We start from the raw sequence: 14,978 nt of genomic DNA on the forward strand, positions 1-14,978 counted from the left end.
GCATACAGTGGCCCTCATGCCGAGTCTCACCGTGGACGGCGCCCGCACTCGGGCCGCCGCACTCTCCGTCCAGTCGTACGTCGTCGATCTCGACCTCACCCAGGGCGAGCGCACGTTCGGGTCCACCACCACCATCAGGTTCAACGCGTCGGATCAGACGACGTGGCTGGACGTGCAACCCGACGAGCTGTTGTCGGTGACGCTGAACGGCGCACCGGTCGACGTCGCCGGGCTGAACGACGGACGGCTCGAGCTCACCGGCCTGCAGCCGGACAACGTGCTCGTCGTCGCCGCCTCGATGGCCTACTCCCACGATGGTGAGGGACTGCACCGCGCGGTCGACGCCGCCGACGGTCTCGTCTACACCTACGCGATGTCGTTCCTGGACGCCGCGCCGCGCATCTTCGCGTGCTTCGACCAGCCCGATCTCAAGGCGCCGTACCGGCTGAAGGTGACCGCGCCGCCGGAGTGGCTGGTGCTGGGCAACGGAGCCGCGACCCAGGTCTCCCCCGGTCGCTGGGAGCTAACCGAGACGCTGCCGCTGTCGACGTACTTCGTCACCGTCGTGGCCGGGCCGTACCACCAGCTGACCGATTCCCACGACGGGATCGCGCTGAGCGTGGTGTCGCGGCAGTCGCTGAAGGAGGCGCTGGACCGCGAGGCCGAGGACATCTTCCGGGTCACCAAGCAGGCCTTCGACGAGTACCACCGGATGTTCGGCTACCGGTACCCGTTCGGCGAGTACCACCAGGCGTTCGTGCCGGAGTTCAACGCCGGCGCGATGGAGAACCCGGGTTGCGTGACGTTCCGCGACTCGATGGTGTTCCGGTCCGCGGCGACCGACGCCGAGCGCGGCCAACGGGCCCGGACGATCGTCCACGAGATGGCGCACCAGTGGTTCGGCGACACCGTCACGATGCAGTGGTGGAACGACCTGTGGCTGAACGAGTCGTTCGCCGAGTACATGGCGCACCGGGTGTCGACCGCCGCGACCGACTACCAGGACAACTGGATCGACTTCGCCTTCATCCGGAAGTGGTGGGGTCTGCAGGCCGACCAGCGTTCGTCGACGCACCCGGTCGCGGCCGACGCGGTCAAGGACGCGCAGGCCTCCCTCGACGACTTCGACGGCATCTCCTACGCCAAGGGCGCGGCAGTGCTGAAGCAGCTCGCCGCCTACCTCGGTGACGACATCTTCCTGGCCGGCGTCAAGGCGCACATCGTCGCGCACGAGTTCGCCAACGCGACGTTCGCCGACCTGCTCGCGAAGTGGACCGAGGCCGGTGCCGTCAACCTCGACACCTGGGCGCAGAACTGGCTCCGCACCCCGGGCGTCGACACGATCAGCGCCGTCCGCACCGAGACCGGCATCAAGCTGCGCCGCGTCGCGCCGGTCGCACACCCGGCGACACGACCGCACAAGCTGACCGTCGGTGGGTACGACGCCGACGGCCGCGCGACCACGGTCGACGTACTGCTGGACGCGGACGAGGTGGACGTGCCGCTCGACTCGTCGGTCGCGGTGGTGATCCCGGACGCGGGCGACGACACCTGGGCGAAGATCCGGCTCGACGCGGACAGCCTGGCGAACCTCGCGACGGTGCTGCCGAAGATCGAGAGCGGGGTGACCAGGGCCGTCGTACTGAACAGCATCCGGGACGCGGTCGCGGACGCCGAGCTCGACCCGAAGCTCGGCTTCGAGGTGCTGCTCAGCATGCTGCCCGGCGAGACCAGCGACATCGCGGTCTCGTCGATTGTCGGCTGGGCGCAGAGCCGGCTGCTCGGGATCTACCTGCCCTACGAGCCGTACCGCGGCCGGCTGGCCGACGTACTGGCCGAGCGGCTCCGGTCCGCGCCGGCGGGCAGCAGCCTGCAGCTCGCGGTGGCCCGCGGCCTGGTCAAGCTGACCGACGACGTGGACCTGCTGCAGGGCTGGCTGAGCGGCAGCGACGTACCCGAAGGACTCCCGGTCGACGCCGAGCTGCGCTGGATGGTGACGCTGCAGCTGGCCCGCCTCGGCGCGATCGGCGATGCCGACATCGACGCCGAGCTCGCCCGCGACAACACCTCCGAGGGTGTCGTGCACGCCACCGAGTGCCGGGCCGCGCTGCCGACGCCGGAGGCCAAGGAGCGGGCCTGGGCGATCATCATGGCCGACGCCGACGTCGCGAACTACGAGCTGTACGCCGCCGGCAAGGGCTTCTGGCACCCGGCGCAGGCCGAGCTCACCGCGCCGTACGTCGACCGGTTCTTCGCCGAGATCGGGGGCACCGCCAAGTTCCGTTCCGGCTGGGTCATCGGGACCAGCGCGCACACGTCGTTCCCGCGGTACGCGATCGACGAGCGGGTGGTCGGGCTGGCCGGTGAACTGGCGGCCGACGATTCGGTCGCGGCCGGAATCCAGCGTGCTGTCGGCGACGACGCCGACGACATCAAACGCGCTCTGGCGGTCCGTTCGGCGTTCGGTGACTGAGCACTGAGTCGCGGTCACACCGTGTTGTGACTACTGTGACTGGTGTGATCACAAGGACCCTTGTGAGCAGGCAAGATGTGATTTCGTGACAGAACCTCCACAATGACCGGGCGGCACGGCGCGCCGGTCTTGGTCAGGCAGCACGTCACGGGAGAGACTGTCGAGAACCGCACAGGAGAACAAAGGCAATGCGCGAGGCGAGGCTCGTCGGTCTGAGCCAGGATGGCATGCAGCTCATCCTGGCGCTGGCAGAGACGGGTGAGGAGTTCGCCGTTCCGGTCGACGACCGGTTGCGTGCGGCCCTGCGCGGCGACCGTGCCCGACTCGGCCAGCTGGAGATTCAAATGGAGAGCGCGCTGCGCCCACGAGACATCCAGGCTCGTATCCGCGCCGGCGAAAGTCCCGAGGCGGTCGCGGCCGTCGCCCAGATGCCGATGGAACGCGTGATGGCGTTCGCCGGTCCGGTCCTGGCCGAGCGGGACCACATCGCGAGCCTCGCGCAGCGCGCCTCCGTCCGTCGCCGTGGCGGTGGCGACGCCCCGACCCGCAACCTCGGTGCCTGGGTCACCGAGCGGCTCCGCACCCGCCAGGTCGACCCGTCGTCGGCCGACTGGGATGCCTGGCGGCGTGACGACGGTCGCTGGGCGGTCCGGGTCTCCTACTTCGTCGCGGCCGAGGACGCGGAGGAGCAGAAGGAAGAGAAGATCGCGATGTTCGCGTACGACGCTCCTGGTCGGTACGCGGTCCCCGACGACGACGAGGCCCGGTGGCTGGTGGGTGAGCAGGCGCAGGTGCTGCCGCCGCCGGTCCAGCCCGAGCACCAGCCAGGCGAGCGCCGGCTGAGCGCGGTGGCCGACATCGACCTGTCCATCGCGCCCGACCACGGGGCCGACAGCTACGAGGCCGGCTTCGAGGACACCGTCAGCCTGCCACGGCGAAACCAGCCGGTTTCCCGGGAGGCCGGCCATGACAGCCACACCACGCGCGACGCAGAGCGTGGTCCGCGCCGGGTGCACTCGGTGCCGGACCCGGACGAGGAGCCGACGCTGATCGACGTACCGGTCGAGCAGCCGCCGACGCTGCGTCCGGCCGTGCGTGCCGTCGAGCGTCCCACTCAGCTCCCGGCCGAGGCTGCCTCGATGGCTCCGCCCGAGGAGCGTGCTGCCGCGCGCGAGAACCCGTTCACCGAACGCCGCGCCACTCCGGATCGCACTCCCCCAGCTCCTGTGCGCCAGGCACCCGAGTCCCGCCCTGCCGAGCGCCCGGCTGGTCGGACTGCTCCGGCGGAGCGTCCCGCTCCGGCCGATCACCGCTCTGCGCCGACCACTCCGGCACCTGCCGACCCGACGCCGTCTCCGATCGAGGCACCCGCGCCCAAGCAGCCGGCCACCACCGAGCCGCCTGCGGCGCCCGCGGCCGCCGCCGACGCCGACGCCGACGCCGTGCCTGCGGCGAACGAAGAAGCTCCGGCAGAGCCGAAGAAGAAGCCGGCCCGCCGCAACGCCAAGCGCGCCAGCGTCCCGAGCTGGGACGAGATCATGTTCGGCAAGAAAGCCGACTGATCCCGCCGTCGCCTGACCCATCACGGACTGTTGTCCCAGATGGCGGACCCTGTTTGGCAGGGTCTTGGAGCTCTGCCATGATCTTCGGCATGTTCCTGCTGTGTTGTTGCTGTTGTCGCTGACGCGCGCCGTCTCCGGCGCACGAGGCCCTGCCCCTTTCCGTGGCCCGCCCGCCGACACCAGCACTCACAGGATCTTTCCCCATGAATCTCCCGGCTCTCGCCGACCTGCTCGCGTCCCGTGGCCTCCGGCTGCTGCCCGGCTCCCACGCCGTACCGGTCGAGCTGCTCGTTCAGTTGCCTGACGCAACGATCGCCAAGTTCACCGCACGCGGTACGACGCTCCGCCTGCGCCGCTTCTCCCCCGACGCGCTCACCGCGATCACGATCGCCGCCGAGTGCGGTTGCGGCGACCACCACCCGCAGTCCGGCCCGGCCCGCGTCACTCTGAGCAGGTACGCCGTACCGCTCGACGAGCACACCCTCGACGGCGAACTCCTCTTCGGCTGGCAGAACCACGAAGCCGGCCTCCTCCGCCTACCCGACGCCGCCACCCACTTCTTCACCTTCCTCGACCAACTGCAGACCCCCACCCGCGAACTGGTCGGCGTCGCCTGATCCTTTACCACCACCATCCGAGGGGATTTCCGGCCTCCTGTTTGATGGGTGGGTTGGTTTCGGCTGAGGTGGCGGCGTGCAGATGGACAGGAGGTGTCGGGCCGACAGGTAGTGCGGTTGAGCGCGCGTGCATCCTATGTACGGTGTATCGCAGGTGCACTACCTGTCGCTCTGCACACCGCCGGTCGATGACCCGCACATTGTCCTGGCCATCACCTTGCCGCCGCCCGGCCCCGTCGACCCCCGGGCATTGCCGGGCCGAGGGAGCGGCGATCGGGCCGGCCGGGCCGCTGGGTCAGGAGGCGGCGCGGTGCGGGTCAGGGGCGGCGGTGGGCCGGCTCGTGGGTGTCGTAGTGCGTGCGGGCCTCCTCGACCTTCGCGAGGTTCGGGGACCATTCGGCGAGGGAGTGGAAGAGTGGGGCGAGGCTGCGGCCGAGGTCGGTGATCTCGTACTCGACCCGTGGCGGCACCTCCGGGTAGTACGTGCGCTGCACCAGCCCGTCGCGTTCGAGCTGACGGAGCCGCTGGGTGAGCACCTTCGGCGTGATCACCCCGATCCGCCGCTCGAGCTCGACGAACCGCTGACGCCCGTACTCGTTCAGCGTCCACAGGATCGGCGTCGTCCACCGGCTGAAGACCAGATCGACCACCGGCGCGATCGGACACGCCTGCACCGGCTCCACCTCTGTGCGCTCGCTCACAAACCCGCCTCCCGCCAATACTTTCCTCTAGGTACCTACTATTCCACGGCAAGTAGCGTCCTCGTCAGTCAACCGAACGAGGAGCGAACATGATCGTGATCACCGGAGCCACCGGCAACGTCGGCCGGCCGCTCGTCCAGGCGCTGGCCGCCGCGGGCGAAGAGGTGACGGCGGTGTCCCGGCGGACCGCCGAGGTGCCGGAGGGGGTTCGACACCACCGGGCCGATCTGACCCGACCGGAGACCCTCGAGCCCGCCCTGGACGGAGCCGAGGCGGTCTTCCTCCTGACCGGCGCCGAGTTCCTGGCCGGCGGGAACCTGAACGACGTCATGACTGTGATCCGGGCTGCCGGTGTCGAGCGGGTTGTGCTCCTGTCCTCACAGGGCGTCGGCACCAAGCGGCACCCGTCCGACCACGAGGATGCGCTGACCCGGTCAGGTCTCGACTGGGTGATGCTGCGGCCCGGCAACTTCGATTCCAACGCGCTGCAGTGGGCGCCGGCGGTCCGGGCTCAGCGAGTGGTGGAGGCGCCGTTCGCCGAGGTCGCGCTGCCCGCGATCGATCCGGCCGATATCGCCGAGGTGGCCGCGGTGGCGCTCACGGACCCGGCCCACGCGAGCAACGTCTACACGCTCACCGGGCCGGCTCCGATATCGCCGCGGCAGCAGGCTCACGAGATCGCGCTCGCGCTGAACGAGCCGGTGCGATTCGTCGAGCTGACCCGCACGGAGGCCCGGGACCGGATGGTGCGCTTCATGCCCAGGCCGGTGGTCGACGCGACACTGGACGTCCTGGGTTCGCCGTCGGCTGACGAGCAGGAGGTCAGCCCGGACGTCGAGAAGGTGCTCGGCCGACCCGCACGGACCTTCGCGGACTGGGCCATCCGCAACGTCGAGGCCTTCAGGTAGCTCGCACGAGCGGCAGGAAGACGTCGTCGACCAGCGAGGTCAGCGTCGACGCGGCGACCGGTTCGCTGGTGAAGAGCATCTCGTGGCGCAGCAGATTGGTGGGCGCGGTGAGCACCCGGCCGGGAACGTCCGCGGTCGGGATCTCGCCGCGCGCCGCGGCCCGCCGCACGATGGTCGCCATCACGCCGGTCATCCGGCTGGAGACCTCCGGATCCAGATCCGGCGCCTCGGCGAGCAGCCCATGGACGACGTCAGGCCCGAGCGAGGCGAACCGGTCGGCCATCCGCTGCAGGACGGCGAGCACATCGTCGCGCAGGCTCCCGGTGTCGGGGATGTCCTCGACGATCGAGCCGGTGCGATACCGCATCGCGGCGATCACCAACTCCGCCCGGTTCCTCCATCGCCGGTACAGCACCTGCTTGCCGGTGTGGGCCCGCGCCGCGACCCTCTCCATCGTCAACCCTGCGTAGCCGGACTCCAGCAACTCGTCCCACGCAGCGTCGAGCAGCACAGCCTCGAGTTCGGCACCCCGCCGGCGCTGCGTCTGCTCCATTGCTCGACTCCCAACAAGAGACCTTGCGTCTCCTAACGAGCCGAGTCTACTCTGAAACTCGTAAGAGACGAACCGTCTCTAAGGGGATCCTCAGATGACCACCACAACCACTCCCGACCGCCTGGATCGCGCGGTCCTGACACTCGCCGGCGTCCTCGTGCTCGGCGCGCTCGCACCACTGCTCGACAGCACGATCGTCAACGTCGCGATCCACACCCTCGGCACCGAACTGCGCACGGGCGTGTCCACAGTCCAGTGGGTCAGTACGGCGTACCTGCTGTCGCTGGCGACCGCGATCCCGATCACCGGATGGTCGGCCAACCGGGTCGGCGCCAAGCGGATCTGGATCGTCGCGCTGGCTCTGTTCCTGGCCGGCTCGATGCTGTGCGGAGTCGCGTGGAACATCGAGTCGTTGATCGCGTTCCGGGTGATCCAGGGCCTCGGCGGCGGGCTGATGCTCCCGATCCTGCAGACCCTGCTGTTCCGGGCGGCGGGACGCGAGCGGATGGGCCGCCTGATGGCCGTCGTCACCTTGCCCGCGCTGATCGGACCGATCCTCGGCCCGGTGATCGGCGGCCTGATGATCGCCCACCTCGACTGGCGCTGGATCTTCTACGTCAACGTGCCGATCTGCCTCGCCGCGATCGCCCTCGCCGTCCGCGTACTGAAGCCGGACCCGCAACCGACGGCGGCCGCGCTCGACGTGACCGGGCTCCTGCTCGTCTCCCCCGCGCTCGCCGGCATCATCTACGGCCTCACCCAGGTCGGCACCCACGGCGGCTTCGGCCACGCCGATGTCCTGCTGCCGATCGGCCTGGGCATCGTCCTCCTGATCGCCTTCGCGGTCCGGCGTACCGATGAGCCGCTCATCGACCTCGGCCTGTTCCGAACGCGATCGTTCGCCGCATCGACCACCCTGCTCTTCCTGACCGGTTTCGCCCTGTACGGCGCGATGCTCCTGCTGCCGCTGTTCTACCAACAAGCCCGCGGCGAGAGCGTGGTCGCCGCCGGACTCCTGCTCGTGCCCCAGGGCATCGGCAGTCTCCTCGCCCGCACCGCCGGCGGCCTCACCGACCGGTTCGGCCCTCGACCGGTGGTGTTCGCGGGCATCCTCCTCACCGTCGCCGGAACGATTCCGTTCGCCTTCGCGGGTACGGCGTACTGGCTGCTGGCGGTCGCGCTCGTCGTGCGCGGCGCCGGACTGAGCGCCGTCAGCTTGTCGGTGATGGTCGGCGCCTTCCGCGATCTGGAGCCGCGGCAGATCCCGGACGGAAGCAGCACGACCCGGATCATGCAGCAGTTGGGTGGTGCCTTCGGTGCCGCGACGTTGGCCGTGGTCCTGCAGAGCAACCTCGTCGGGCACCCGACGTCGACCGCCTACGCGACCAGCTTCTGGTGGGCCATCGCCTTCACCGCTGTCGCCGCGGTACCTGCCCTCTTCCTGCCGGCTGTCAGGCGGTGACCCGGAGCAGAAGCTTGCCGGTGGTGACGCCGGACTCGATCCGCCGATGCGCGTCGGCGGCCTCTTGCAGGGAGAGGGTCTCGGTCCGGACCTCGAGTTGGCCGCGAGCGGCCGCTTCGACGGCCCACCGCAACCCCGCGCCGCGGCCGGGTTGGCGGCGGCGAACGCGGCGAGGTTGAACCCGGACACCGTCTTGTTCGTGAACCACAGCTCGTTGGCCGATATGCCGACATCGTCGGCGCCGGACGCATTACCCATCACGACCAGGCGTCCCATGGGCGTCAACCGATCCAGACTCGTCCGCCGACTCGCACCGCCGACCATGTCGACGACGACGTCGAACTCACCCGCATCGACCACGTCATCGCGCAGGATCACCTCGTCGTAGCCGAACGCCTTGGCGGCCGCGAGCTTCTCCGGCCGACGACGGTCCCGACGATCCGACCGGCCCCGAGCAGACGGGCCGCCTGGCCGAGCTGGCTGCCCACACCACCAGCGGCGGCGTGCACCAGCACGCTCTCGCCCGGCTCGATCCGCGCCACCCGGTCAAGCACCAGGAACGCCGTCGTACTGTTCGACGGCAACGCGGCCGCGAGCTCCAGGCCGAGTCCATAGTCGTCCAGCGGTACGACGAGCTCGGCGGCGGTCGTGACGACCTCGGCGTACCCACCGCTGTCGACAATCGTCAGCGCCGCGACCGGCTGCCCGACCGAGAGGCCTTCGACACCGGGCCGAGAGCCCGGATCCGGCCGGACACCTCGATGCCGGGCACGAACGGCAGCGGGACGTCCACGACGCCCTGCCGGTACAGGACCTCCGCGAAGTTGGCACCCGCGTAGGCGACGTCGATCGCCACCTGTCCGGTCGCCGGGACCGGGATCGGGACGGTGGCCAGGCGCAGTACGTCGGCTGGGCCGAAGGAGGGGATGGTGACTGCGGTCATCTGCGTGTTCTCGCTCATGGCAACGATCTTGCGAGCCGGGGCGCGAGGTCGGTTGCGATCCGGTCGAACTCCGGGTCGTCGGGATAGCGAGCCGCGTCGGCCCGGAAGCCGGCGGCTACGTCCAGCGCCGCCTCGTCCCAGTGCTCGTGCAGTCCGCGGAAGCGCGCGTTGGTGAAGTACGAGACCAGGCAGTTGTGGTCGGTCTCGCCGTACCCGAAGACTCGGCGGGCGACATCGTTCACGGCGGTGAAGTTCCAGTGCCGGTCGCGGATGTAGGCGGGGCGTGGCGACCAGGCGTCGAGCAGCCGCTGCATCTCGGGCGAGGCGGGCACCGTCGGTGCTGCGTCCCGCTGGTGGTGGGTTCAGCCCGGCCAGGCGGTAGAGATGGGCGCGTTCGACATCGTCCAGCAGCAGCACCCGAGCCACCGAGTCGAGGACTTCTTCGGAGACCTTGATGTCGCGGCCCTGCTCCAGCCAGGTGTACCAGGACACGCCGACCCCGGCGAGGACGGCGACCTCCTCGCGGCGCAGGCCCGGCGTACGGCGGTTCCCGGCCGCGGGCAGTCCGACCTGTGACGGGCTCAACCGTTCCCGGCGACTGCGCAGGTATTCACGGAGTTCGGTCTGCCGGCGGCTGCGCGCCGCGCCTCCACGCTGATCCGTCCCCACTCGCGCAACGCTACCGGAAGCCCCTTTCCGGAGCCGGATGCTGGGCTCTTGAATAAGTAACACGCTTGGTTTAACTTATCCGCGCAGCTGCTCTCGCGTGTACTTCCGGCCCGCCACCTGGAGGTTTCAGCATGTCCAGACGCCTGCTCGCGCGGGTCCTTCCCGCCGTGCTGCTCGCCAGCGTCATCGCCGTACCGGCGGCTCAGGCCGCCACCATGTATCCGAGCGGCGTCGGCGCCGACCTCGGACCGACCCCGACCACGCTCGGCGTGAAGCCCGCCGCCGGCGACGATCCCGCCGGGTTGCGTACCGGCACCGAGCAGGGCCGCACGTACTGGCAGACCGACCAGGCTGCCGGCACCGGCTACCTGGAGTTCGATGTCGACCGCGACTATGTCGACGAGATCGGCACCGACGACGTCCTGGTGACGGTGACCTATCTCGACAGCGGCTCCGGCACCCTCGAGCTCCAGTACGACGCCGCCACGAACCCGCAGGCCGACGCGACCGACGTCCAGCTGACCAACACGGGTCAGTGGCGGACCGGCACGTTCGAGCTCACCGGCATCGGCTTCACCGACCGCCTCGGCGACGCCGACGTCCGCCTGTTCGGCAGCGCCGACATCACCATCTCCAGCCTCCGGATCAGTACGGCGGGAGCCTCGGTCCAGCTCGGGGCGTCGCCGATCCAGTCCGGCATCAGCCCTCGCGCCGGCGACCGGACGGAGAACCTGATCACCGGCGTGCAGGACGGCCGCCCCTACTGGCAGACCGACCACTCCGCGCCGTCTCCGGGCACGAACTTCTTCTACATGAACGTCGCCGACACCTACCTGTACGACAACCAGAGCCTGGTGCTGATCAGCGTCGACTACTTCGACGCGGGCAACGGGCAGTTCGGCCTGCACTACGACTCCCCCGGCGAGACGATCCCGGAGAAGTTCAAGAACTCCGAGGTGGTCCAGTACGGCGACACCAAGACCTGGAAGACGCACACGTTCGCGCTCCCCGACGCCGTGATGACGAACCGCTCGAACGGCGGCGACTTCCGCATCCACAACGGAGACGGCTCGGTCGACCTCAAGGTCGCCACCGTCCGTGTCGCCAAGGTCGCGACCACTCTCGATGTCACCGAGGGCCTGCTCGACCTGATCGACGAGGCCGCCAGGGTCGAGAAGGCTGCCCGCGAAGGCACCCGCGACGGTCAGTTCCCAGCCGGCAGCCGCACCACCTTCCGGACGGCGATCGACGACGCCCGCGCGATCGCAGCCACTCCGGGTGTGACCGACGTACAGGTGAAGGCAGCCCTGCAGACGCTGCAGGTGAAGCTGGACGCCTTCACGGCGTCCGCTGTCGACACCAACTTCGCAGCCAGTGGTACGGCGTCCGCCAGCGGAGGCACCGGTGCCACGAACGTCAACGACGGTAATCACGACACCGCCTGGACCAGCGGCCAGGGCGACTCGTGGCTCCAACTCGACCTGGGCAAGCCGCGATCGGTGAACGACGTACGGGTCGAATGGGCCGAGGCGTACTCCCCCGACTACACCGTCCAGGTCTCGAACGACGGCCGGACGTTCACCGCCGTCGGACGCATCGGGTCACCCGGCGGCAACCAGATCAGCCGGACCCGCTTCGCGACCACCACGGCCCGGTACGTCCGGGTCGCGATGACCGGCGCGGACTCGTTCACCGTCAAGGAGCTCCAGCTCCGGCTGAGCCCGGTCGTCACCCCGAAGCCGCGGCTCGTGCAGACGACCAACCCGACCGAGGACGGCGTGATCGCCGACTTCGACGCCACCCAGTACGGCGCCGACCGCTCCGGCCGAAGCGATTCGACCAAGGCGATCCAGCAGGCCATCTACGCGTGCCAGGACGCGGGCGGCGGGACCGTCTGGCTACCGGCCGGCAAGTACAAGGTCACCGACACCATCGAGGTGCACGCGTTCTGCACCCTCCGCGGAGACCACGGCGAGAAGCTCGGGACCGGGACGGTGATCGTCGCGGATCTTGCCTCCGGCAACGACGGGCCGAGCCTGTTCCGGATCGGCGGCAGCGCCGGCGTCCTCGGCGTCACCACGTACTACCCGAACCAGAACGCCACCGACCCGGTCCCGTACAACTACACCTTCGAGATCCCCGGCGGCGCCTGGATCGGCAACGAGAACTACATGATGGCGACCGTCGCCGACGTCACCATGCTCAACTCGTACCGCGGTATCGGCATCAGCACGATGCCGAACGACCACGGCAACGCACCGAGCTCCGGCCAGGTGCACGAGTCCAGCACGATCCGCAACATCCGCGGTACCGCGCTCTTCGAGGGAGCCCGTGCGTACAACGGCGCCGACGTCGGCACCTGGGAGAACGTTGCGTTCAGCAACTCCTTCTGGGCGGACGCACCGGCCGCCTACCACCCGCCGGCGCGGACCGCACTCGACGCGTGGACGCGGGCCCACGGCACCGGTCTCGTCCTCGGCGACCTCGAGTGGGACCAGTTCCACCGGATCTCGCTCACCGACTACCACGTCGGCATCCACGTGGTCGCCGGTCAGCGGGCCCAGTTCACCGGCAGTTTCCTCCAGCCGGACGTACGCCGTACCGACATCGGCGTGCTGGTCGACGTGATGGACGACCGCTGGGGCATGACACTCGCGGCAGGCAGGATCGAGGGCAGTGACCACGCGATCCAGAACAACTCGCGCGGCTACGTGAAGGTCACCGGGACCACGCTCACCGGCGCGGTCGACGGCATCGTGCACAGGATGTCCGGCACGGCGCCGACGTACTCGCAGGAACCACTGCCAAAACCGAAGCAGTCCCTGTACGTCGTCGACGCGCCGCACGGGGTCGGGTATCTGCCGGCCGCCGACGCGACAAACGCCGTACAGAAGGTGCTCGACCAGGCTGGGCGGAACGGCGGCGGCATCGTCTACCTGCCCGCCGGGTGGTACCGGATCAGCACACACCTCCAAGTCCCCGCGAAGGTCGAGTTGCGCGGAGCGTCTGCAGTACCGAACCGGGATCAGGGCGGCGCCAGCGGCGGGACCGTTCTGCAGGCCTTCGAGAAGGACACCGAGACTGCGCTGATCACGTTGCAGAACCGCGCGGGTGTGCGTGGGCTGCGGGTCTTCTACCCCGACAACAACCCCGGCAGGGCCGAAGGCGTCGTGCCCTACCCGTACGCGATCCGCGGTCACTCCGGCGGGAACTACGTGATCAACGCCGGCTTCCCGAACGCCTGGAACGGGATCGACCTCAGTGGTGACGACGTCGTCGTCCGCAAGGTCGCCGGGGCGTTCTTCGACCACGCGATCGCGATCGGCCCCGGCGACAACGGCCGGATCGAGGGCGTGCTGTCGAACGGGAACGCGGTCACCCGGGTCGGCTACCAGCAGCCGTACTGGATGAACGAGGGCAGCATCTTCGAACTCGTCATCGACAAGTACATGCGCAAGACCGCCAAGATCGTCACCGTCGACGGCGCCCGCGGCCTGACGCTGCTGAACGTGTTCGCGTACGGCTTCCACAACGGGCTCGTGGTGAACAGCGGTCAGGTGGACGCGTTCAACCTGGGCACCGACAACCTCGGCACCGACGGTCACACCGTCAAGGTGGTGAGCGGCGACGTCGAGGCCACCAACCTGGCCCGCTACAACGGCGCCACCCTGTCGGGGCCGGCCACGCTACGCAACGTGATGGTGATCAACGTCGTCCAGCGCAGCATCAAGGTCCAGGCCAGTGGTCCGGGCACCGCGGCGATCGCCGGAAACGAGTCCGAACCGGGCACCTACGAGGTCGGCGCGCAGGTCACAGTGACTGCGGCGCCGACATCGGATAGCGTTTTCCAGAACTGGACCGTCGACGGCGTCGTGGTCTCGACCGATGCGTCGTACACCATCAGCGTCGCCACGGACCAGGTACTGACCGCGAATTTCCAGGCCGAGTAGGAGCGAGATGGCTGACGCACAACATCAGGTCGCGATCGTGGGCTGCGGCATCATCGGCCGCACCCACGCGGACACCATCGCGGCACGGCCCGACGCGACCGTGACCGCCGTCGTCGACGTCGACGCCGGTGCCCGGGAGGCGCTGGCGGCCCGGCTGAAGGAGGCGGGCCAGCCGGAGCCCAAGGTGTACGACGACCTGCCTGCGGCACTCAGCGGATCGGAGGTCTCGCTGGTCGCGATCTGTACACCGAGCGGTACGCACGCCGACCTGGCCGAGCAGGCGCTGAACGACAAGAAGCACGTCGTGGTCGAGAAGCCGCTCGACGTCGACCCGGCCAGGGCCCGCCGCTTCGGCGCGGCGGCCGCCCGGGCGGCGAGCCAGGGTGTGGTCGTGTCGGTGATCAGCCAGCACCGCTTCGATGCGGGCAGCGTCGTGGTCAAGGAGGCGATCGACTCCGGCCGGTTCGGTCAGCTCACGTCCTGCGTCGCGACGGTTGCCTGGTGGCGCAGCGACGAGTACTACGACTCCGCGGACTGGCGTGGGACGTGGGCCCAGGACGGTGGCGGCGCGCTGATGAACCAGGGTGTGCACACGGTCGACCTGATGCTGTGGTTCATGGGCCGGCCGGTGCAGATCCAGGCGCAGGCGGTGCGGTCGACGCACCACGCGATCGAGGTCGAGGACACCTTGGTCGCGACGCTGACCTTCGAGTCCGGTGCCGTCGGCACCCTGCACGCGACGACCGCGGCCTTCCCCGGTGGCCGCACACGGGTGTCGGTGCACGGCACCGAGGGTGGCGCCGAGGTGGAGGACGACCTGCTGCGGCGCCTGAACGTCGACGGCGTCAAGGACGAGGCGCCCGTGGACGCCGGTCCGCCCGGCGGCCACGAGGCGCAGTACGACGACATCCTGACGGCGATCGCGGAGGGCGGACAGCCCGGGCTCACGGTCCAGGACGGTATCGAGGCACTCGCCACGGTCCGTGCGGTCTACATCGCGTCGACCTTGCAACGGCCGGTCAAGTTCCTCGACGTCCTCGAAGGCCGCTACGACGACGTCGAGGTCTCCCGAGGCATCCGCCTCGCACCCAACTGACCGGCCGTCGATAGCGGGTTGTTTCACCGCTGGCGCGAAATCAA

At 69.5% G+C, this 14,978-nt stretch carries 12 protein-coding genes and 2 pseudogenes; 7 read left to right on the plus strand and 7 right to left on the minus strand.

Annotated features, from left to right (window positions below; all coding sequences use genetic code 11):
* Positions 1-16 precede the first annotated feature (16 nt).
* The 3 genes from pepN to OG817_RS15340 all read left to right on the plus strand — a co-directional run bounded on the left by pepN (position 17) and on the right by OG817_RS15340 (position 4,652).
* Positions 17-2,473 (plus strand): aminopeptidase N, encoded by a 2,457-nt coding sequence (gene pepN, locus OG817_RS15330; protein ID WP_406055231.1) that lies wholly within the window; start codon positions 17-19, stop codon positions 2,471-2,473.
* Between the two features lie 188 nt (positions 2,474-2,661).
* Positions 2,662-4,035 (plus strand): septation protein SepH, encoded by a 1,374-nt coding sequence (gene sepH, locus OG817_RS15335; RefSeq protein WP_406055233.1) that lies wholly within the window; start codon positions 2,662-2,664, stop codon positions 4,033-4,035.
* A gap of 203 nt (positions 4,036-4,238) precedes the next feature.
* Positions 4,239-4,652: a hypothetical protein gene (locus tag OG817_RS15340; protein WP_406055235.1), complete on the plus strand. Its 414-nt coding sequence runs from the start codon at positions 4,239-4,241 to the stop codon at positions 4,650-4,652.
* Positions 4,653-4,969: 317 nt separating this feature from the next.
* Here OG817_RS15340 and OG817_RS15345 read toward each other — a convergent pair whose 3' ends face one another.
* Positions 4,970-5,353, minus strand: coding sequence for a helix-turn-helix domain-containing protein (locus OG817_RS15345; RefSeq protein ID WP_360448800.1), 384 nt, complete (start codon positions 5,351-5,353; stop codon positions 4,970-4,972).
* 89 nt (positions 5,354-5,442) lie between these two features.
* On the opposite strand from OG817_RS15345, the gene OG817_RS15350 reads away from it, so the two are divergent.
* Complete coding sequence (locus OG817_RS15350) at positions 5,443-6,261, plus strand: NAD(P)H-binding protein (protein WP_406055237.1); 819 nt, start codon at positions 5,443-5,445, stop codon at positions 6,259-6,261.
* On the opposite strand, the gene OG817_RS15355 is transcribed toward OG817_RS15350, so the two are convergent.
* Positions 6,254-6,814 (minus strand): TetR/AcrR family transcriptional regulator, encoded by a 561-nt coding sequence (locus tag OG817_RS15355; RefSeq protein WP_406055239.1) that lies wholly within the window; start codon positions 6,812-6,814, stop codon positions 6,254-6,256. The two genes, OG817_RS15350 and OG817_RS15355, sit on opposite strands and share 8 nt — an antisense overlap.
* A gap of 94 nt (positions 6,815-6,908) precedes the next feature.
* On the opposite strand from OG817_RS15355, the gene OG817_RS15360 reads away from it, so the two are divergent.
* Positions 6,909-8,276, plus strand: coding sequence for an MDR family MFS transporter (locus OG817_RS15360; protein WP_406055241.1), 1,368 nt, complete (start codon positions 6,909-6,911; stop codon positions 8,274-8,276).
* Here OG817_RS15360 and OG817_RS15365 read toward each other — a convergent pair.
* From OG817_RS15365 to OG817_RS15385, 5 genes and pseudogenes are all read right to left on the minus strand, one after another.
* The gene (locus OG817_RS15365) at positions 8,266-8,484 is read right to left on the minus strand and encodes a zinc-binding dehydrogenase (RefSeq protein WP_406055243.1); all 219 of its coding nucleotides are present in this window, start codon (positions 8,482-8,484) and stop codon (positions 8,266-8,268) included. The two genes, OG817_RS15360 and OG817_RS15365, sit on opposite strands and share 11 nt — an antisense overlap.
* Before the next feature lie 17 nt (positions 8,485-8,501).
* A pseudogene (locus OG817_RS15370) lies at positions 8,502-8,654 on the minus strand (hypothetical protein); the annotation flags it as partial.
* Positions 8,655-8,961: 307 nt separating this feature from the next.
* A complete protein-coding gene (locus tag OG817_RS15375; protein ID WP_406057449.1) occupies positions 8,962-9,237 on the minus strand; it encodes an alcohol dehydrogenase catalytic domain-containing protein in 276 nt (91 codons plus the stop codon).
* Complete coding sequence (locus OG817_RS15380; protein WP_406055245.1) at positions 9,234-9,551, minus strand: hypothetical protein; 318 nt, start codon at positions 9,549-9,551, stop codon at positions 9,234-9,236. Before OG817_RS15380 ends, OG817_RS15375 begins: the two co-directional genes overlap by 4 nt.
* 109 nt (positions 9,552-9,660) lie before the next feature.
* Positions 9,661-9,951 (minus strand): annotated as a pseudogene (locus tag OG817_RS15385) (helix-turn-helix domain-containing protein); the annotation flags it as partial.
* A gap of 68 nt (positions 9,952-10,019) precedes the next feature.
* Here OG817_RS15385 and OG817_RS15390 point away from each other — a divergent pair.
* Both OG817_RS15390 and OG817_RS15395 read left to right on the plus strand, forming a co-directional pair.
* Entirely contained in the window at positions 10,020-13,838 is a 3,819-nt protein-coding gene (locus OG817_RS15390) for a discoidin domain-containing protein (RefSeq protein WP_406055247.1), read from the plus strand.
* Between the two features lie 7 nt (positions 13,839-13,845).
* Positions 13,846-14,934: a Gfo/Idh/MocA family protein gene (locus OG817_RS15395; RefSeq protein WP_406055249.1), complete on the plus strand. Its 1,089-nt coding sequence runs from the start codon at positions 13,846-13,848 to the stop codon at positions 14,932-14,934.
* Positions 14,935-14,978: the final 44 nt, after the last annotated feature.

It is taken from the genome of Kribbella sp. NBC_00889 (assembly GCF_045207705.1).
Classification (GTDB): Bacteria; Actinomycetota; Actinomycetes; order Propionibacteriales; family Kribbellaceae; genus Kribbella.